The organism is Bacteroidia bacterium, from assembly GCA_020852255.1.
Classification (GTDB): domain Bacteria; phylum Bacteroidota; class Bacteroidia; order JADZBD01; family JADZBD01; genus JADZBD01.
Genome location: JADZBD010000009.1, coordinates 30352 through 50359, shown reverse-complemented (window position 1 = coordinate 50359; position 20008 = coordinate 30352). Strand labels below are relative to the sequence as shown.

The 20008-nt window shown below is 46.9% G+C and carries 17 protein-coding genes; 13 read left to right on the top strand and 4 right to left on the bottom strand.

The window, feature by feature from the left end; translation table 11 throughout:
- Positions 1-25: 25 nt before the first annotated feature.
- Positions 26-1816 (bottom strand): ATP-binding cassette domain-containing protein, encoded by a 1791-nt coding sequence (locus tag IT233_06010; protein MCC7302179.1) that lies wholly within the window; start codon positions 1814-1816, stop codon positions 26-28.
- A 43-nt stretch (positions 1817-1859) separates the two neighbouring features.
- Between IT233_06010 and IT233_06005 the strand changes: the two genes are divergently transcribed.
- On the top strand, positions 1860-2531 hold the full coding sequence (locus IT233_06005) for a 50S ribosomal protein L11 methyltransferase (GenBank protein ID MCC7302178.1): 672 nt from the start codon (positions 1860-1862) through the stop codon (positions 2529-2531).
- A gap of 56 nt (positions 2532-2587) precedes the next feature.
- On the top strand, positions 2588-2746 hold the full coding sequence (gene rpmH, locus IT233_06000) for a 50S ribosomal protein L34 (protein ID MCC7302177.1): 159 nt from the start codon (positions 2588-2590) through the stop codon (positions 2744-2746).
- 68 nt (positions 2747-2814) lie between these two features.
- Here the strand turns inward: rpmH and IT233_05995 are convergent, their stop codons facing one another.
- Positions 2815-3525 carry a hypothetical protein gene (locus IT233_05995; GenBank protein MCC7302176.1) on the bottom strand — a complete coding sequence of 237 codons (711 nt, stop codon included), beginning with the start codon at positions 3523-3525 and terminating at the stop codon, positions 2815-2817.
- A 155-nt stretch (positions 3526-3680) separates the two neighbouring features.
- On the opposite strand from IT233_05995, the gene carB reads away from it, so the two are divergent.
- The 8 genes from carB to IT233_05955 all read left to right on the top strand — a co-directional run bounded on the left by carB (position 3681) and on the right by IT233_05955 (position 15207).
- On the top strand, positions 3681-6497 hold the full coding sequence (gene carB, locus IT233_05990) for a carbamoyl-phosphate synthase large subunit (GenBank protein MCC7302175.1): 2817 nt from the start codon (positions 3681-3683) through the stop codon (positions 6495-6497).
- A gap of 71 nt (positions 6498-6568) precedes the next feature.
- Positions 6569-6763: a hypothetical protein gene (locus IT233_05985; GenBank protein ID MCC7302174.1), complete on the top strand. Its 195-nt coding sequence runs from the start codon at positions 6569-6571 to the stop codon at positions 6761-6763.
- A 149-nt stretch (positions 6764-6912) separates the two neighbouring features.
- On the top strand, positions 6913-9438 hold the full coding sequence (locus tag IT233_05980) for a gliding motility-associated C-terminal domain-containing protein (GenBank protein ID MCC7302173.1): 2526 nt from the start codon (positions 6913-6915) through the stop codon (positions 9436-9438).
- Entirely contained in the window at positions 9435-9662 is a 228-nt protein-coding gene (locus tag IT233_05975; GenBank protein ID MCC7302172.1) for a hypothetical protein, read from the top strand. The genes IT233_05980 and IT233_05975 overlap by 4 nt, the downstream gene beginning before the upstream one ends.
- Before the next feature lie 41 nt (positions 9663-9703).
- Positions 9704-12250 carry a hypothetical protein gene (locus IT233_05970; GenBank protein MCC7302171.1) on the top strand — a complete coding sequence of 849 codons (2547 nt, stop codon included), beginning with the start codon at positions 9704-9706 and terminating at the stop codon, positions 12248-12250.
- 33 nt (positions 12251-12283) lie between these two features.
- On the top strand, positions 12284-13579 hold the full coding sequence (locus tag IT233_05965; protein MCC7302170.1) for a glycosyltransferase family 4 protein: 1296 nt from the start codon (positions 12284-12286) through the stop codon (positions 13577-13579).
- Between the two features lie 33 nt (positions 13580-13612).
- On the top strand, positions 13613-14437 hold the full coding sequence (locus IT233_05960; protein ID MCC7302169.1) for a class I SAM-dependent methyltransferase: 825 nt from the start codon (positions 13613-13615) through the stop codon (positions 14435-14437).
- A complete protein-coding gene (locus IT233_05955; protein ID MCC7302168.1) occupies positions 14434-15207 on the top strand; it encodes a class I SAM-dependent methyltransferase in 774 nt (257 codons plus the stop codon). Before IT233_05960 ends, IT233_05955 begins: the two co-directional genes overlap by 4 nt.
- On the opposite strand, the gene IT233_05950 is transcribed toward IT233_05955, so the two are convergent.
- The gene (locus tag IT233_05950) at positions 15204-16313 is read right to left on the bottom strand and encodes a glycosyltransferase family 4 protein (protein ID MCC7302167.1); all 1110 of its coding nucleotides are present in this window, start codon (positions 16311-16313) and stop codon (positions 15204-15206) included. The genes IT233_05955 and IT233_05950 overlap by 4 nt on opposite strands.
- Between IT233_05950 and IT233_05945 the strand changes: the two genes are divergently transcribed.
- From IT233_05945 to IT233_05935, 3 genes are read left to right on the top strand one after another with little or no spacing between them, the layout of a single operon-like run.
- On the top strand, positions 16306-16992 hold the full coding sequence (locus IT233_05945; protein ID MCC7302166.1) for an NAD(P)-dependent oxidoreductase: 687 nt from the start codon (positions 16306-16308) through the stop codon (positions 16990-16992). The genes IT233_05950 and IT233_05945 overlap by 8 nt on opposite strands.
- Positions 16989-17759, top strand: a complete 771-nt coding sequence (locus IT233_05940; GenBank protein ID MCC7302165.1) for an FkbM family methyltransferase — start codon at positions 16989-16991, stop codon at positions 17757-17759. Before IT233_05945 ends, IT233_05940 begins: the two co-directional genes overlap by 4 nt.
- A 13-nt stretch (positions 17760-17772) precedes the next feature.
- Positions 17773-19275 (top strand): polysaccharide biosynthesis C-terminal domain-containing protein, encoded by a 1503-nt coding sequence (locus IT233_05935; GenBank protein MCC7302164.1) that lies wholly within the window; start codon positions 17773-17775, stop codon positions 19273-19275.
- Here IT233_05935 and IT233_05930 read toward each other — a convergent pair.
- Positions 19255-20001, bottom strand: coding sequence for a hypothetical protein (locus tag IT233_05930; GenBank protein MCC7302163.1), 747 nt, complete (start codon positions 19999-20001; stop codon positions 19255-19257). The genes IT233_05935 and IT233_05930 overlap by 21 nt on opposite strands.
- Between the last annotated feature and the right edge of the window lie 7 nt (positions 20002-20008).

The following is a 20008-nucleotide window of genomic DNA, read 5'->3' as shown; positions in this document are numbered from 1 at the left end:
CTACTGCTGCCGGCTGAGGAGAGACTCAGACATCAAACTGAAGTGAACTCAGACTGCGGTACAAGCCGTTTTCCAGTTTCATCAGTTCCTCATGTGTTCCGCTTTCACGGATCACACCTTTGTCGAGTACCAGAATGAGATCCGCCTTACGGATTGTGGAAAGCCGGTGGGCAATCACAAAGGAGGTTCTTCCCTCCATGAGTTTGTCCAGGGCCTCTTGTACAAGCCGTTCGGATTCAGAGTCCAGGGAGGAGGTAGCCTCATCCAGAATGAGAATGCCCGGATCGCGTAGTACGGCCCGGGCGATAGCGATGCGCTGCCTTTGCCCTCCAGATAACTTAATACCCCGCTCTCCTACAACCGTTTTAAATTTATCCGGAAAACTCTCGATGAATTCCAGCGCATTGGCTTTGATGGCGGCTTGCCGGATCTCTTCATCACTTGCCTTTGGCTTTCCGTAAGATATATTTTCTCGAATAGTTCCCCCGAACAGCAACACATCTTGTGGAACAACAGCCATGTTGCCCCTCAGCGTGTACAGATCGTAATCAAGCGAATTTTTACCATCAATAAGAATGCGCCCTCCGTCCGGCTTATAAAAGCGCATCAGTAACTGAACCAGGGTCGATTTTCCTGATCCGCTGGGTCCTACAATAGCAATGGTTGCCCCCAGATGAGCTGTCATTGAAATATCTTTTAATACCGGAACTTCTTTTCTCGAAGGATAAGCAAACGCAACGTGTTCAAAGATCACTTCCCCTTTTATCTTTGATTCTGTTCTCTCGTTGCTGGTATCGTCTCCTTCTGCTTTTTCGTCCAGAATCTCAAATATCCTTTCTGTGGCTCCGATCGCCCGTTGTATGGATGCATACAGTTCAGCTATACCGCCAATAGATGCACCGATAAAAACAGAATAGAGGATAAATTCAAAAACCTTATGTATGTCAAGCCCGGCCTGCACTTCCTGCATTGCCGCCCAGATAACTACCACAATGGCGCCGAACAAGCACAAAATAATGAAGGATGCAAAAAGACCACGCGCCACAGCTCCTTTCATTGCATTATTTACCACTTCAAACATGCTTTCGCGGTACCGTCTGATTTCGAAGAGCTCGTTTGTAAAAGCTTTTACGCTTGCAATTCCCTGAAGGGTTTCCTCCACGATCGTGTTGCTTTCTGCAAGGCGGTCCTGGGTCTGGCGGGAGATCCGGCGAATGATCCGTCCGAAGAAAATCGCCAGCAGGGCCACTACCGGAACAACGGACAACATGATAAGCGTGAGCTTAAGTGAAATGAAAGCCAGAAAGATCACACCTCCGGCAATAAGAATGATTTGCCGGATAAATTCGGCAATGGACGTGGTAAAGGTTTCTGTAAGCGAGGATACATCTGAAGAAATTCTCGAATTCAGTTCTCCTACACGCTGCTGTGAAAAAAAAGCCATCGGCAGTCTCACCAGGTGGGAATATAGTTCTGTTCGTAAATCGGCCAGAGAATTTTCAACCACCTGCACGAAAAGATAAACCCGGAAGAAGGAAAAAACGGATTGAGCTACCAACAGCAGAAATAGTAAACCTGCGGCATTGTTGATGGCTTCCAGATCGCGGAGGGTGCCGGATTCTACCAGTTTACCCAGCAGCTTAGGAAACAGAAGTGCCGTGGCACTGGTGAGTAATAGAAAAAAAAGTCCCAGAAAATATTTCCAGCGGTACGGAAGAAAATACTTCCAGATCCGGAATGCCTTTTTCAGATTGGCACCCGTAACGCGAGCCTTCGGCATACGTTCCTGTTCCGACCAGCGGTCCTTTTTGGCCATGAGCAGACAAAGGTATCGTTTTAATGTGTGGTATATTTGTGAAATGGAAAGGCTGAACGGGTACGATGTTGTTGCGGAGGAGATAAAGGCCGGTAAGCATAAGCTGAATATGCTTATCCCGAGCGATCCGGATGCTATCCTTGACAATTTTGTGACAGTTCGGGGAGAAGAGCGGGAAATTCCTTATTGGGCGGAACTCTGGCATTCTGCGATCGCATTATCGGAGGTGCTTCAGGCAAATCCAACCATCGTTAATGGAAAGAAAGTTCTCGAGATCGGATGCGGACTGGGGTTGCCTGGAATAGTGGCGGGCAAGCTGGGTGCACGGAAAGTTATCTTTTCAGATCTTCTTCCGGAGCCTTTGCTCTTTGCCCGGGTAAACTGGGAGCGGAATAACCTTGGCGATGCGGTATTTCAGCCAGCAGACTGGATGCGGCAGGAGGAACTGCCGGTAGCGGATGTGATCCTGGCAAGCGATGTGGCGTATGAACGTCGTTTTTTTCCTTCATTCTTCCACTTGCTCCGTTCTGTGTTGCCGCAGTCTACCGTGATCTTGTCTGAACCCGGCCGGGAATTGGCAGGAGATTTACACTCAGCGCTTGAAAAAATGGACATGAACCGGATAATAAAGGTCATCCCGGTTGTTCGTAAAGGTCTGAAAATCAATGTATCAGTGATTATTCTGTCTTCTACCCCCATTCTTGCAGGTTCGTGAATCCTTTCTATCTTTGCAGGCCTTAATAAGGGGTAATTATTTAAAGATCAGATTCAATGAAACGCACATTCCAACCCTCAAGGAGAAAGAGAACCAACAAGCATGGTTTCCGAAAGCGTATGTCTACTGCCAATGGCCGGCGTGTGTTGGCCAGCCGCAGGAAAAAAGGCCGGAAAAAACTTACTGTTTCCAGCGAGCCTAAGCATAAGCGTTAAACATAAATCATAAAAAGAAAGCCATTCGTTGCGGCGAATGGCTTTCTTTTTTTTGCATCAGATGCCGTTTACTTTTTGATTTCCTTCAGGGGGTTAGTCATTTCCTTGAATGTTTCACGATCTACACCATCCGGAAAGCGAATATTATCAGATACATCCGCGTTCTCTTCAATTTTTACAGCCGTACTGGCGTATTCCACACCCGCCATTTTCATAGTGGTTTTTAATACAATGTTATTCCACACCCAAACTTTGCTTCCCAGATTCTTTATTTCCCACACTTCACATTCCTTCCCGAGCACGTCTTCTTTCCCAACCTTTTCTCCACCCATCTGTTTCATCATCTTCATCCCCACTTCTGCAAGGTCCTTGCGCTGTTCCTCGGTGAGTTCATCCAGCAGGTTGTTTTTCATGCGGGTGCCTTGTTTGCTGATGTTATCATAGTTGTAGATCCACTCTTCGTCGATCATTGAGAAGGAGTGCATTTTTTGGGTGATGCCCATTATGCTCATTTCTGACTCATTGACTTTCATTTCCTCCCAGCCCCAGTCTTCAAAGTAAAGCGTTTCCTTCCCTTTGTAATTTCCGCTGAATTCATATTCGACCATTCCGCTTTTCAACCCATAACGTTTACCGTGATCATCTCCGGCAGGAAGATCCTGATCCCCGGTAGCAACCGAGTCAGCGACCGGAGTGTCTGGGGTAGTGTTGTCACCTCCGCAGGAGGTAGTGAAGAGCGAAAGACTGCCAATGGCTAGAGCAAAAAGAGTGTTTTTCATGAGTTTTGTATTTGGCTAAAAGTAGATAATCCTGCGTTCCCACGCAATGAGAATGGTGTACATCTTGTTAAAAAACTTCTCTTTTCCCGGGGCTGATTTTAGGTAATTTCGGGCGGTCCGGAAATCCGGCGTTCTGCCGGAAGGGCCCTTTACCTATGCCAAAGGATACATCCATCAACTCCGTCCTGATTATCGGGTCAGGTCCTATTATTATCGGCCAGGCTTGCGAATTTGATTATTCGGGAAGTCAGGCCGCCCGTTCATTGAAGGAAGAGGGCATTGAGGTGACCCTCATCAACTCCAATCCGGCCACTATCATGACAGATAAAGTCACGGCGGATAATATTTATCTCAAACCACTCACACGGAAATCAATTATTGAGATCCTGGAGAAGCATAGGATCGACGCAGTGCTTCCTACCATGGGAGGGCAAACGGCACTGAATCTGGCCATCGACTGCGAAAAGGCAGGTGTGTGGAAGAAATACGGAGTGAAAATGGTGGGAGTGAATACGGATGCTATTCATACAACGGAGGACAGGGAAAAATTTCGTCTGCGGATGCTGGAACTTGGCGCGGGTGTTTGCAAGGGGCGTACTGCATCTTCTTTTCTGGAAGGCAAAGAGATTGCCCAGGAGATCGGTTTCCCTCTGGTGATTCGGCCCAGTTTTACGCTGGGTGGAACAGGTGGGGGTTTTGTAAACAGGAAGGAAGATTTTGATGCCGCGCTAACGCGGGGGCTGCATGCATCTCCCATCCACGAGGTGCTTGTGGAGCAAAGTGTAATGGGATGGAAAGAGTATGAGCTGGAACTGCTGAGGGATAACCTGGGTAATGTGATTATTATTTGTTCCATCGAGAATTTTGATCCCATGGGGATTCACACGGGTGACAGTGTAACCGTTGCGCCGGCGATGACTCTTAGCGATACGTGTTACCAGAAAATGCGTGATCTCGCCATCCGGTGCATGAATGGAATTGGGCACTTCGCCGGGGGCTGCAATATTCAGTTTTCGGTCAATCCACAAAATGAGGATGAAATAATTGTTATTGAAATCAATCCGCGGGTATCGCGTTCTTCTGCCCTGGCATCAAAGGCTACCGGTTATCCCATCGCGAAGATCTCGGCAAAACTGGCGATTGGATATAATCTGGACGAGTTGAAGAACCAGATTACCGGATCTACTTCCGCGTTTTTCGAACCAACGCTGGATTATGTAATTGTGAAAGTCCCGCGCTGGAATTTTGATAAGTTCAAAGGAGCTGACCGGCACCTCGGATTGCAAATGAAGTCCGTCGGTGAAGCAATGGGGATCGGGCGGAGCTTCCAGGAGGCCCTGCAGAAGGCTTGCCAGAGCCTGGAGATTAAACGAAACGGTCTTGGTGCAGATGGAAAGGAGAGCGCAAAGCAAGAGGCTGTTCTGGAGAGCCTGGCCAACCCAAGCTGGAACAGACTGTTCCACATTTATGATGCATTTAAAATCGGTATCTCCCAGAAAACGATTCATAAACTGACCAAAATAGATCCCTGGTTCCTTAATCAGATAGAGGAATTGGTAATGCTGGAGAGAGAAATCGAAAAGCATAATCTGGAGAATATTCCCAGACAGCTAATGCTGGAGGCAAAGAAGAAAGGATATGCCGACCGGCAGATCGCGCATTTGCTTCGTTGCCTTGAAAGTCAGGTGCACAAGCGCAGAAAGGAGATGGAGATCAACCGTGTTTATAAACTGGTGGATACCTGCGCGGCAGAGTTCGAAGCGCGTACTCCTTACTACTATTCCACTTTTGAGGACGAAAACGAGTCCGTTGCCTCTTCGAAAAAAAAGGTTGTTGTACTCGGATCAGGACCCAACAGAATCGGGCAAGGCATTGAGTTCGATTATTCGTGTGTGCACGGGGTGCTGGCGGCTAAAGAATGCGGCTATGAAACTATCATGATCAACTGCAATCCGGAGACGGTTTCTACTGATTTCGATATTGCGGACAAACTTTACTTTGAACCGGTTTTCTGGGAACACATTTACGACATCATTCAGCATGAGAAACCGGAAGGTGTGATTGTTCAACTCGGCGGACAAACGGCCTTGAAACTGGCCGAAAAGCTGGACAAATACGGGATCAAAATCATTGGAACCAGTTTCAAATCTCTGGACCTCGCCGAGGACCGTGGGAGCTTTTCCTCTCTGTTGCGTGACCTTGAAATACCTTACCCTAAGTTCGGAGTAATCGAAGATGCGGATCAGGCGGTGAGCTTATCGAGGGAACTGGGATTTCCACTGCTTGTGCGACCAAGCTATGTGTTGGGAGGACAAAGCATGAAGATCGTTATCAACGAACAGGAGCTGGAACAGCATGTGGTGAACCTTCTGCGCGATATCCCCGGCAATAAGGTACTCCTGGATCATTTCCTTGAAAAAGCAATTGAAGCAGAGGCGGATGCCATCTGCGATGGCGACAATTCATACATCATCGGAATCATGGAGCACATCGAGCCGGCTGGCATACACAGCGGAGATTCCAATGCAGTTTTACCCCCTTTTGATCTGAGTGCGAAAGTGATTAAGCAAATAGAAGATTACACACAAAAAATTGCCCGGGCTATGCAGGTGAAAGGACTGATCAATATTCAGTTTGCAGTCAAAGATGAAGTGGTCTATGTGATTGAAGCGAATCCGCGTGCCTCCCGAACAGTTCCCTTTATCGCCAAAGCATACGATGAGCCTTATGTGAATTATGCCACGAAGCTCATGCTGGGAGCTAAAAAGCTGAGTGACTTTAAATTTAATCCCAAAAAGCACGGTTACGCCATCAAGGTGCCGGTTTTCAGCTTTGATAAATTCCAGGATGTGAACAAAGAGCTGGGACCGGAGATGAAATCTACCGGTGAGGCTATCTATTTTATCGATGACCTCAACGATGAATTTTTCCAGAAGGTTTATGGGGAAAGGAATTTATATCTGAGCAGATAATTTGTCGTATCATTAATGCGGCCATCTGAAGATTTGAAAAAAATGCGATCGTAAAGTTGATGAGATAGAGCATGTTAGTAGACAAACCAAATACCCCCCCGTCTTCGGGTCTTTACAAGAAAGTAATGTTCATCGGATTGCTGGGATTAGGGGCAGGCCTGGTTTTTAAACTGATGCATTGGCCCGCCGCAACCTTACTGATGATCATTGGAGGAAGCGGTATTTTTTTTGGAGCGGTCTTTCTGTTTCTTACCGGTAAAAAGTAATTTTTTAATAGCCTGCCGGTTTTCACCTTACGCAACCTTTCGGTTCATTCATCCGTCTTATAAAAGACAACCTCCTGAAAATCTGTGATTTGTAAGGCTCTTTTGGCGCACCTGAACCGATTTTGTAACTTTAAAGGTTGGATTTCAAAATGTTACGTCGAATAGCGATAGCGGTGTTCCTTATTTCTTCGGTTCTGTACGGACAGCAGAACAATGTGTGGGTGTTCGGCGATATGGCCGGAATGGATTTTAATGGAGGAAATCCTGTACCGATAACATCATCCATGAATAATGTGCTGGAAGCAACAGCAAGTGTTTGTGATAACCAGGGGAATCTTCTTTTCTATACTGATGGTACAACCGTTTGGGATGCAACGAATGCCGTGATGCCAAACGGGAACGGACTTTTGGGCGGATCCTCTTCTACCCAGGTCCTGATCGTTAAGAAACCGCTGGACTGTTCGAAGTATTACATTTTCCACGTGGCAGATCATTCCGGCACAGGTGATCTTCGCTATACTGTGGTGGATATGTGCCTTAACGGAGGAAGCGGAGATGTTGTTATAGCACAAAAAAACATTCTTGTTCACCAGCCTTGCGGTGAAAAGATAACGGCCGTTCTTCATTCAAACGGAACTGACATCTGGATTATTACGCATGAGTTGAATTCCAACGCTTTCAAAACTTTTCTGCTCTCCTCTTCCGGACTGGGCCCTGCTGTTACTTCGAATGTGGGCGGTTTTCATGCCAATAACCATATGATAGGTCCCATCAAAGCATCCCATAATGGTCAGAAACTGGCAGTGGCAAATACATTTGGGCCACTGTTTGAACTATTTGATTTTAACAGCACAACAGGTCAGGTAACCAATATGGTAAACCTGTTGCCTCTTGCAAGCCTTTACAGCAATACGGTTTACGGAATAGATTTCTCACCCAATGATGATGAATTGTATTTCTCAACTGTCTGGACCGGCAATTTTGTTGTGCAGATTGATCTTCCCACACAAACAACTACTCAGCTGGCCACCCTTCCGGGATGGAATGTGTATCTGTACGGAATGATCCAGTCGGCTCCCGATGGCCGCCTTTACGTGGCCAATAACGGCGCGTCTAACCTGGATGTAATTAACAATCCGAATACGGTAGGAGTGGGATGTAATTATGTGGCGAATGGATTTGCTCTCAACGGGGGAACAACCTGCCGCTCGGGGCTTCCCAACTTTGTACCCTTCAGTATGACCCAGCAGGTGGGTAATTTTATAAATATTGGGAATGATACCATTGCACCTTGTCCCCTTACTCCCTTTAATATATCCGCAGGAAATGTCTGCAATTCTACTTACCAGTGGAGTACGGGTGCAACTACGGCGTCCGTTACCGTTAGTACAGGAGGCACTTACTGGGTGATCGTGAACAATGTGTGCGGCAGTGATACCGATTCCATAGTGGTAACAGTATCCGGCCAACCGATGGTGTCTGTTTCCACTACCACTCCTGACGTATGCCCGAATGTGGCCGCCATTCTAAACGCCAGCGGTGCCGCCAGCTATGTGTGGAGTCCGGCCAGCAGTTTGAGTGCCACTACCGGAACTTCTGTTGCAGCCACTCCGCTCAGCACCACCACGTATACGGTGATAGGAACGGATGTGTGCGGCACCGATACTGCATACATCACAATAACAGTTCATCCGCCGGCTCAAATCACTGCGTCGGGCGATACGGCCATTTGTCCGGGACTTACGGTACCCCTGAGCGGAGGAGGAGGTGCCGGATTTGTATGGACACCCGCTGCCTCCCTCAGTGCCGCTACTGGACAAAACGTGATTGCAGCTCCCACAGTTACTACTACCTATACAGTGGTGGGAACAGATATGAACGGATGCACGGGAACAGGCACTGTTACCGTGGTGATTAATCCCGTTCCTGCAATAACAGCAACCGGAAATCCTAACCTTTGCCTGGGCGACAGTACGGCACTCACAGCCGTAGGCGGACAGAATTATTCTTGGAATCCTGCCAGTACACTTTCGTCGAATACCGGGGCCAATGTGATGGCCTTTCCAACAACAACTACTACCTATACCGTTACCGGTGCCAACAGTTACGGGTGTATTGATACCGGTCTCGTCACGCTTACGGTGATTACTGCATCCCAGGCTGTATTCACTTCGGCAGGCGTACCCTGCGAATCTGCTGTATTGTTTACCAACGAATCCGGAAATGTGATCAGTCAGTTATGGGTGTTCGGCGATGGAGATTCCAGCGGAACTCAGAACCCGGTCCACGGATACCCGGCCTTCGGAACTTACCTGGTGACCCTGATTGTTAATCCCTATACTGCCTGTGCGGATACCGCAAGATCTATGGTGGATTTCGACCTGATCGAAGCTTCCAGTGTGTATGTGCCCAATGCCTTCACCCCTAACGGCGATGCCTTCAATGAGACCTGGAAGGTGGAAGGACCGGTAGGTTGCTTTTATGAAAAGCTGCAGATTTTTGATCGCTGGGGTCATGTGATTTGGGAAACCGACGATCCGGGCAGCAAGGCATGGGACGGACGTATGGAAAGCGGTGAACTGGTTCAGGAAGGAGTGTATATTTGGCGCCTCCAACGTACGGGAGGAAAGAAGAAAATGAAAGCCCGGCTGGGCACGGTAACGGTTATCCGATGACAATCTCAGAAATTTTTTTTACCGTGCTTGTGATCTGGATCCTGTTCCGGATTTTTAGAAAAGATACCAGCTCATCCCGCCCCAATACATTTACTTTTCATACGCATCATCACCCCCCCAGAGAGAATAAGGAAGGGGAGACTCGCATTCATTCTTCGGAGCCGAAGAAGACCAAAGATGTCCGCGAAGGCGAGTATATCGATTATGAGGAGATCAAAGACTAAGATTTTTCCTATTTTTGTTCCTGATTTTTAGGGATTTACACATGAAAGAACTGAACCTTAAGCAGTACCTGCCCCACGCGGCCATCCTCCTCATCTTTTATCTTCTTGCGGCAGTCTTTTTCAAGGATGTAACTTTTAAAGGAATGAATCTGGTACAGGGTGATGTAGTCCATTACCGTGGGATGGCGCGTGAGCTGATGGAACACCGCAACAAAGGTGAAAATATTCTGTGGACGGAAACAGCTTTCGGGGGAATGCCTACCTACCAGATCCATGTGGATTTTCCTTCCAATATAGTGGGATATGTTGACAAGCTTACCACCAAATTGCTGCCACATCCTATCTACAATGTTTTTCTTTCCATGTTGGGATTTTATATTCTCATGATGGTTCTGGGAGTGAACCGGTATGCGGCCATTTTCGGGAGTATCGCCTTTGCATTTTCTTCCTATTTCTTCATTCTTCTGGAAGCGGGTCATAATTCAAAAGCGCATGCCATCGCCTATTTTGCTCCGGTTCTGGCGGGTGTTATAATGACCTATCGTGGAAAATTACTCGCAGGCATGTCATTGTCTGCTTTGTTTATCGCGCTTGAAATTAAATCCAATCACCTGCAGATGGCATACTACCTGTTTATTTTGGTATTGGTACTTGCCGTTTGTTATTTCATAGAAGCTGTTCGTGATAAAAAGATCCTGGATTTCGTTAAAGCTTCCGGAGGATTGGCACTGGCCGCTTTGCTGGCGGTGGGGGTCAATGCCGGTTTGCTGATGACTACGTTAGATTACTCAAAGTATACCATTCGCGGCAAGTCGGATCTTACGATCAACCCGGATGGAACAAAAAAGCCGGATGATACCGGCGGTCTGGATGCAGAATACGCACTGGCATGGAGCTACGGGAAAGGTGAAACGATGACCTTGCTGATCCCGAATTTTAAGGGGGGATCTTCCGTGCCAATGCAAATGGAGCACAAAGGAGCAGTGGAAAAATATATTGATGGTGCAGACGATCCGGGAGAAAAGCAAAAGAGGGAGGCTGCCGGTAATATGGGAGGTTATTTCGGACCGGTTTCGTTCACTTCAGGTCCCGTGTATGTGGGTGCAATTGTTGTCTTTCTGTTTGTGCTTGGGATTTTCCTTACAGAAGGTGCATTGAAATGGGCTATGATAGCCGGTGCACTGCTCAGCATTATGTTGGCATGGGGTCGTCATTTTATGGGGCTCACTGAATTTTTTCTGGAGTATTTTCCGGCATATAACAAATTCAGGGCGGTGTCAAGTATGCTGGTGGTAGCTGAACTGGTAACACCCATCTTAGCAGCTCTCGCACTGGACAGGCTGATGAAGGAACCCGATGTGCTGAGACAGAAACTGACGTCCGTTCCCGTGAATGCCATGAAGGCGTTTTATATTTCACTGGCTGTAACAGGAGGTATTTCCCTGCTGGTATGGCTGTCGCCTTCTTCCTTTACAGATCTTTCAAAGGAAAATGAAGTGGAGGATATGGTAGCGCAGTACTCCAGATACTATCCGGATAAGAAGCCGGAGGAACTGATGGGGTATTTTACCAGCATCTGGCCGAACGTGGAAGAGCTGAGAGAAAATATTGTGAAAAGCGATGCCGGCCGTAGTTTTATTTTCATTATTCTCGCCGGCGCTCTGATCTTCTTTTACTCCCGCAAAAAAATTCCAGGATACGCCGTGGGTGTAGGTATCGCACTCCTCACACTGGTAGACATGGGTGCAGTGAATATGCGGTATTTCAGAGAGACATCCTTTGAGAAGAAAAAGCCGATGAAGGAAGGGGAAATTGAAAACGTTTTTGGGCCCGAGCGCCCGCACGCGGCCGATTTGCAGATTATGCAGGATACGGGCCATTACAGGGTTTTTAATCAAATGGCCCGGCTGGATCAGGATGCTGCCACCTGTTTTTTCCACAATTCTCTTTCGGGTTATCACGGTGCTAAATTAAAGCGGTATCAGGATGTGATTGACTTTCATCTGGCAAGAGGAAATCGGTGGGTGTTCAATATGTTGAACACGAAATATTTTATCATGCAGGGACAAACAGGGGAGCCGGAGGCGATTGCTAATCCCGAATTTTTGGGTCCTGCCTGGTTTGTAGATGAATATAAGCTGGTCGCAAATCCTGATTCGGAAATTCTCGCTCTGCGTGAATTTCAGCCCGCGATTACGGCAATCATTGATCAGAAATATAAAGCATCACTGCCGGCGTCGATTACTCCGGATAGTATGGCAGGAATCCGCCTGGTATCTTATCACCCGGAGCGGCTTGTTTACCAGACCCGTTCCTCACAGGATGGATTGGCAGTGTTTTCGGAGATTTATTATCCCTCCGGATGGAATGCCTACATAGATGGAAAGCCGGTAGAATATTTTTGTGTGAATTATATTCTGCGTGGCCTGATGATTCCCAAAGGGGAACACAAAGTGGAATGGAAATTTGAACCTGAATCGTATCACCTTGGAGAGAATATTTCGATGATTAGTTCAGTGCTGATGCTGCTCATGTTCGGCGGTGTGGGCTTTCTGGCGTGGAGAAAGCGCGCTGCAAATCAATCATAAGGTACGGCGGTTCCTCCTCTGTTATTAGTTCCCATGCGACGTGTTCTCATACTTACTTATTACTGGCCGCCTGCAGGAGGGGCCGGCGTACAACGCTGGCTGAAGTTTTCCAAGTATCTTCCTGAATTTGGATGGGATCCGGTAATTTATACATCTAAGGATGCGGAGTATCCGGCAACTGACTTGTCTCTGCAGAAGGACGTAAGACCGGAAACCCTGGTCTTGAGAACAAAACCCTGGGAACCCTACGACCTTTATAAACGGATGACAGGGCGGAAGAAAAGTGAAAAAGTGAGTGCCGGTTTCATTTCCGAAGGAAAAAAGCCGGGCCCGATGCAGAAGCTGGCCGTTTGGATAAGAGGGAATTATTTCATCCCTGACGCAAGAAGATTTTGGATAAAACCATCTATTGAGTTTCTTTCAGATTGGCTGCAAAAGAACAAAGTGGATGCAATAATCTCCACAGGACCACCCCATAGTATGCACCTTATTGCCCTGGGATTAAAGAGAAAATTTGGCATTCCCTGGATCGCTGATTTCCGGGATCCCTGGACAAATATTGATTTCTATGATCAGCTGATGCTGAGTGCTGCGGCTGATGCCAGGCACCGCCGGTTAGAACAGGAAGTATTGCAGCATGCAGATAAAATCGTTACAGTGAGCCGGCATTGGGCCGGTGATTTCAGGAAATTATCCAACAGATCGGTTGAAGTGATCGCCAATGGATATGATGAGGAGGATTTCAATGTCTCATGCCCTGAAGTAAAAAAGGAATTTGCGTTTCATCACATTGGTGCCTTGAATAAAGACCGGAATCCTGTTGTTTTCTGGAAGGCTCTTGCAGAAGTGTTAAAAGTTGAGCCGGAGCTGAAGCATCATCTGAAGATTCGCCTGGTTGGAAAAACTGATTACAGTGTTTTTGAATCACTAAAAGGGGAGGGCCTGTGGGATTTTGTGGAGCGAATAGATTACCTGCCACACTCAGAGATTGTCCCTTTTTTGATGTCAAGTCCTGTGCTTCTTCTTCCACTGAATGACACTCCCAATGTTCTCGGAATTATTCCGGGTAAATTGTTCGAATACCTCGCCGCAAAGCGCCCTGTTGTTTGCATCGGAAATCCGGACGGTGACTCAGCGGAGATTATCCGTGAGTGCCTTGCCGGATCCGTTCATGATTTCAAGGACTTAGAGGGGATGATCGCTATGGTACAGAAGTATTTCAGTGAATATAAGTCAGGAGTTCTGAGCATGCGAATGTCCAATGATATTTCCCGGTTCTCGAGAAGAAACGGGGCGAAAGCCTTCGCCATGGTTCTGGAGAAGCTGTAATATCCTCTCTTTTTCCCATCTTTGCGGTAAGTTATGCAAAGAAGGAAGCTTGTTGGTCCATTTCTAAAGTACCTGTTCACCCGCCCGTCTGTGATCCTGAAGGCTTTGTACCACGGGATCTCCTCGGCGGACCGTAAAGACTATGTAACAAAAAGATACGGAATGGAAAATGGGCTGAAGGAGATCAGCCTGACTGATTTGTTTCCCGGATTCCGGCAAGAGGTGCATCATTTCACCCACCTCTACGGCACCTCTCTGCCCATTGATATGGCCCTGTTGAAGCAACTCGCTTCCGGATTCAGAGACTGCGCGTACCTTGAGATCGGTACCTGGAGGGGAGAAAGTATCTCAAATGTAGCGGAGGTGGCTAAAGAGTGCTGGTCCCTGAGTCTTTCCGACAAAGAAATGCATTCCATTGGCTGGGGTGAACCATTCACGAAAGTGCAGCGTTTTTTTTCCAGAGATCTTCCCAATGTAAAGCATGTGGAGGGAAATTCAATGACTTTCGATTTTAATTCGCTCAACAGGAAATTCGATCTCATTTTTGTAGATGGTGATCACCGGTATGAAGCGGTCAGGAACGATACTGAAAAAGTTTTTAGGTTGCTTAAAGATGATACTTCAATCATCGTCTGGCATGATTATGCGATTCAGTATGAGCATATTGACTGGAATGTTTTTGCAGGTATACTGGATGGGGCACCGGCAGAGAAAAGAAACAACATTTACCACGTCTCCAATACGCTTTGTGCTATTTATATTAATCGCCCTGTAAAGTCATTCTCCCGCGTTTACCCGGCTGTTCCTGATAAAGAATTTACGATTACTATTCAGGCATCAATGCTGAATCAATCATGAGTCTATTTAAAAAGGGCATAGTAAGGTTCCTTGAATCGCGTGGTTACACACTTACGAAGCGGGAGGGGTCAGATCCGGACGGTTTGCCGGCGGACATTGCAGAACCGGCATTCAGAAATTTTTTTAAAAAATGCACTGCGCTGACGTATACAAGACCGGATGCACTCTATGCGCTTTATTCAGCAACACAGTATGTTTGCCGGAACAATATCCCCGGGGATATGGTGGAATGCGGTGTATGGAAGGGAGGAAGCGCCATGATGATGGCACTTGTACTCCTGCAGGAAGGACAGTCGCACCGCAAACTCTGGCTGTATGACACCTATGAAGGCATGTCGGAACCCACAGCCAGAGATGTTGACTTTCGTGGAGCGGATGCGGGAGCTTTACTGGATTCACAGGAGAAAGGGGCAGAAAAGAATGTATGGTGCTATAGTCCGATGGAGGAGGTTAAAACGAATTTGATTTCTACAGGATATCCGGAGGAGAATCTGGTCTTTGTAAAGGGTAAAGTAGAAGATACTATTCCGGCGCAGAGGCCTTCAGGTATTTCTCTTCTCAGGCTGGATACGGATTGGTATGAGTCCACGGCGCATGAAATGAAACACCTGTATCCCCTTCTTGCAAAAAGCGGAATTCTTCTGCTCGACGATTACGGACACTGGAAGGGTGCGAGAGAGGCAGTGGATGAGTATTTCCGGAAAGAGGGAGTGTATCCTTTGCTTTCCCGGGTGAATTACACTGTAAGAATGCACCAGAAGATGAGTTAGATCCTGATAAGGTCTTTTATCAGCGTGATCAGTTTCTGGCGTTCGGATGGAGGATATAGATGCAGAATCCGTTCCCGGGCCTTTTTACTCAAAGAGATTTTATCCGATGCAAGTGCTTTATGGAAAAGTTTTTCCAGTTCCTGCTCGTCCCGGTGGGTTAATATAAAGCCGGTATCACCTGCAATCTCGGGTAATGCGGCTACGTTCGAGACAATAGGAATGCATCCGCAAAGCATAGCCTCGCAGGGAGCACTCGGAAATCCTTCACACATGGAAACCTGGTAGTAGAATTCGTGAGACGAATATACTTCCGGTAATTTATCGTATTCAACAAATGGAAGAATTTTTACATTTTCCGGTAATCCGGGATAATTCATTCCCTCTTTATTTCCCACCAGGGTAAAGGTACAGTGCGGAAATTTCCGTGCCATGGAGAAATAGAGATCAATGCCCTTTCGGTAAAAGTTACTGGCATTCATTTGGGAAACAGTAAGAAAAGAGTTGGGTTGCCGTTCACCGCAGGGCTTGAATTTATCGCCGTCGTACCCGAACTTTATTACTGTATGTGCTGTGGTGGCGCCGGGATACACCAATTCATACCCTTGTCCGGATGGTACCTGTGGATCGTAGGTGTAGTGATTTTGTATCAGCCATTCATGAACGGGTGCGATGTGTGAAACTTTGCGATAAGAAGCCCGTGTAAATGCACGCATCCCGGCATTTTGAAAATTACCGTAATGAATGCCGGGAAAATTAACGCAGTCCGCTCCGCCGGCAATAATCAGTACAGGCTTTTTGAACCACTTTCCAATAAGGGAGGGAAAGTAGCTATGATACCCGGCAAACCAGCATACCAAAGCATCCGTTTTCCTGATATTGCAAAGCAGAAAGAAGAATTGATGAACCAGTACAAACGGAGTCAGGAACTTGACCACCGGCTGAAAGGAGAAGGGTATTATTTCAAAATGCTTCTCCAGCAAAACGCGATCATTCCTGATAAAGGAGATGGAAATGGGAAAGATATATATCAGCCTATTCTTCAATGGGATAGGAGGGTGAGAGAACAAAAGTATTACTTTTACAGGGAATCCAGACCAAATGATCATAGGAAGTGGACTTTTAGCCGGAGCTTTCAGCAGATACGCCCAAAGTGAAAATGTGCTGATTTTTGCGTCCGGTGTATCGAATTCCATGCTCAGGGAGACCCCGGCTTTCGAGCGGGAATTCGATCTGGTGAAAGAATGCGTTCAAAAACCTTTCCTCTTCGTATATTTCAGCACAACCAGTGTACTTGATCCGGAACAGGCATTGTCTCCCTACGTGAAGCATAAAAAAAGAATTGAAGAATATATTCGTTCTCACGCCGGGCGGTTCCTGATCCTGCGACTGCCTATACTTGTGGGGAAAACAAACAATCCGCATACGCTTATTAATTTTTTATACGATGCGATCCGGAGCGGCAGACATTTCGTTCTCCAGGCAAATGCGTGCCGCCACCTGGCGTCGGTTGAGGATATTGCGGAAATTGGGGAGGTACTAATCGAAGACAAATCGGTACATAATCATATCATCAACATTTGTTTTGATAACCAGACTAAGGTTACAGAGATCGTACGCCTGCTGGAGGAACTCATGAACAAAAAGGGCGATTATGCGCTGGCAGATACCGGCGGCTGTGTGAGTGTTGATAATTCTTATATCCGTACCGATGCACGATTCAAGTCCTATTTCGGGAGAACGGACCTGAACAGAACGATTTTAACTAAATACATAAGCGGCAGATGATCAAGCGCGGCCTTTATGGTCTGTTGGGTCCCGCCCGTTACCTGCGCGTGGTCAGCAAAACGTTCTTCTTTCTGTTGAAACACGGATGGCTAAAAGGGCAGCCCGCGTTTTTTAATCATTATCTTGTGGATCATCTGGTATCGGAAGGGGATCATGTGATTGACATAGGGGCGAATCTGGGGTATTATACCGTGTTGTTCTCTGATCGTGTGGGAAGCTCCGGTAAGGTTTGGGCGGTGGAGCCTGTGGCACTGTTCCGCGAGGTACTCTTGAGAAATGTGGGTTTCCGCACGAATGTGGAAATTCTTCCCTTCGCCCTCGGCGAGGAATCAGGCAGGGAAATCGAAATGGGTATTCCTTCCGGACACCGGAATTTCCGGCACGGACTAACGCATGTTCTGAAGGAAGGTGAAAAGGATGGGCAAACAATGGTTTTTAAAGCTACGATGAAACACCCAATGGATCTGTTCGGATCGCTTCAGCGGCTGGATTTTATTAAATGTGATGTGGAAGGCTACGAGGAGCATATTATCCCCCTCCTTACCGACGTGCTTCGCAAATTCCATCCGGTGGTACAGCTTGAAACTTCCGGAACGAACCGCACAAAGATGATCGGTTTTTTTCAGGAATTGGGTTACAGGGTGTTTGGCTCAAAGCAGGATTGTCTGCACCCGCTCATGCAGGGCGAGGCCACCCATTATGAGGGAGACCTGATCTTCATGCACCCTGACCGCTCATCCCGCTTTAAAAATATCATTCGGGTCTGATCGTTATACTAACGTGAGTTCTATACAAAAACAGGGATTATTCAACACCGCTTTCGCCTACCTCGGCGTGATGGTGGGGTTCGTGAATATCCTGATCCTCCAGCCAAGATTCCTGACGCCGGAAGAGCTTGGACTTACGCGTATGCTGTTTTCTGTTTCCATCATTTTCGGTACAATATTTCCTTTGGGACTGAACGGCGTGGTGATCCGTTTCTTTCCGCAGTTTCGCAACCGTGAAACGGGGAATTACGGTTTTATAAACCTGATATTCCTGACGATACTTGCCAGTTTCATGCTTTTTGCATCTGGGTTGTTTATTTTCCGGCATGAACTCTTTGAAGGATACAGCAAGTCACCTCTGTTTGTTGAGTATTTCATGTATATTTTCCCAATGACCTTGTTTGCGGGTCTGATAAGTATGATGAACGCATACGCATTCATCATTTTTAAAAGTACAGTGCCGGCATTTCTGGATGAAATTTTTGGCCGGTTATATCAGGTGGTGATTCTGGGAATGTATTTTCTGCATTGGATCGACTTTCACACCTTCATAGTACTTTTTTCGTTCATGTATGCGATTCAGTTCCTGATCCTTTTTGTTTACCTGAGGAAGGAAGACAGAATTTCCGGAAAAATCGACTGGGCCTACATGAGGAAGCAAAACTGGAAGGAAATCAGGAACTTTACATTTGTTATTGCTTTAGCTACCCTGGCAAGCCGTTCACTCCGGCAGGTAGATGTAGTAATGGTTGGCTCGGATCTCAGCGGTGGCATCCCGCTGGAGGAAGTGGCAGTGTATACGATTGCGGCTACGATAGGCACCATCGTGGAAGTTCCCTCGAATGCCTTGTCAAAAATCGCTGATTCGAAAGTATCACATGCGCTGCATCATGGAGATATGACGCTGGTACGGGGCGTTTATTACAAATCAGCGCGACTCCTGAGCGCTATTGGAGGATTACTGCTGCTCGGAGTGGTGGTGAACATCCATGCACTGTTGCAACTGATCGGAGAAAAATACACCGGCGGAGAAACGGTGGTAATTATCATGGCAGGATCAGCCTTTTTCAATATGATGACCGGGCTTAATAATTCCATCATTTTCTATTCCCGGTATTATATTACCGGCAGCCTGCTGGTGCTGGGAATGGTGATTTTAACACTGGTGTTGAATTATGTACTGATCCCGCGATTCGGTATAACGGGCGCTGCGATCGCCACGGCAACTACTTTCTCTTTTTATAATATTATGAAGTATGTGATCATTTGGGCAGGCTTCGGTCTCCAGCCCCTGGGAAAATTTGTCCCGGTAGTTTTGTTCGCGCTGGCAGCCGCTCTTGGGGTCAATTACCTGATACCGGAAATGGAAAATAAATACATTGATATGGCACTGAGATCTGTTGTAGTCAGCGCGGTGTATCTTCCGGTCCTGTGGTTCAGTGGAGTGGTTCCGGAGCTGAAAAAATTGGTGGATATCCTTCGAAAAAAGGCAGGATCATTTGAGCTCTTTGAGTAGCGCGTCTACTTTTGCCTTGGTTTCTTTGTCCTCCTCATTCCTCAATGGCATTTTTTGTGCTTTCTCGAGGATAGCCCTGGCGAATTCTTTTTTCTTCATCTCCTTATAGGTTACCCCCAGTTCATAGGCATGTAGAATGTAATCAGGTTCATGGACAATGGCATTCTGGAAGGCTTTTGCCGCATCATCATATGTTGCTCCGGGCGGAACCCCTCCGAAAAAGGCATTGATCATTCCCTTTTCAATAGAGCTGAAACCTGCAATCGTTCTGTGCCAGCGGCCCAGTATATGATAGGCTCCGGCATGCTTGGGATTCAGTTCCAATGTACGGTCAACTTCTTTGCGGATCAGTTTTGAATTTTTGATCTTTTCAGACGAACTTGCATTTTCATTTATACGACCCAGTGCCATGGCGTAGGCATAATGTGCTTCCGGGTTCTTTTCATCCAGGGCGATGGCTTTTTTGGCAAGGTATTCCGCCTTTTTGTAGTATTTGATCTTCTCTTCATCTGTTTTCTGTACAATCCCTGTTTTCGAATAGAAATAGCTTCCGTATGCCAGGTAATTGCTGTTGGACGAATCGGACTTCATGAGTCTGGAGAAAATATCATATCCCTCCTTGACGCGGTAGTTTTTCCGGTGATCAAGGCCTTGTTTATACAATTCTTCATTCGTTTGACTGAACATCCACACGGGAATCAGAAGAAACAGGGAAATGGTTTTCATGTGTATT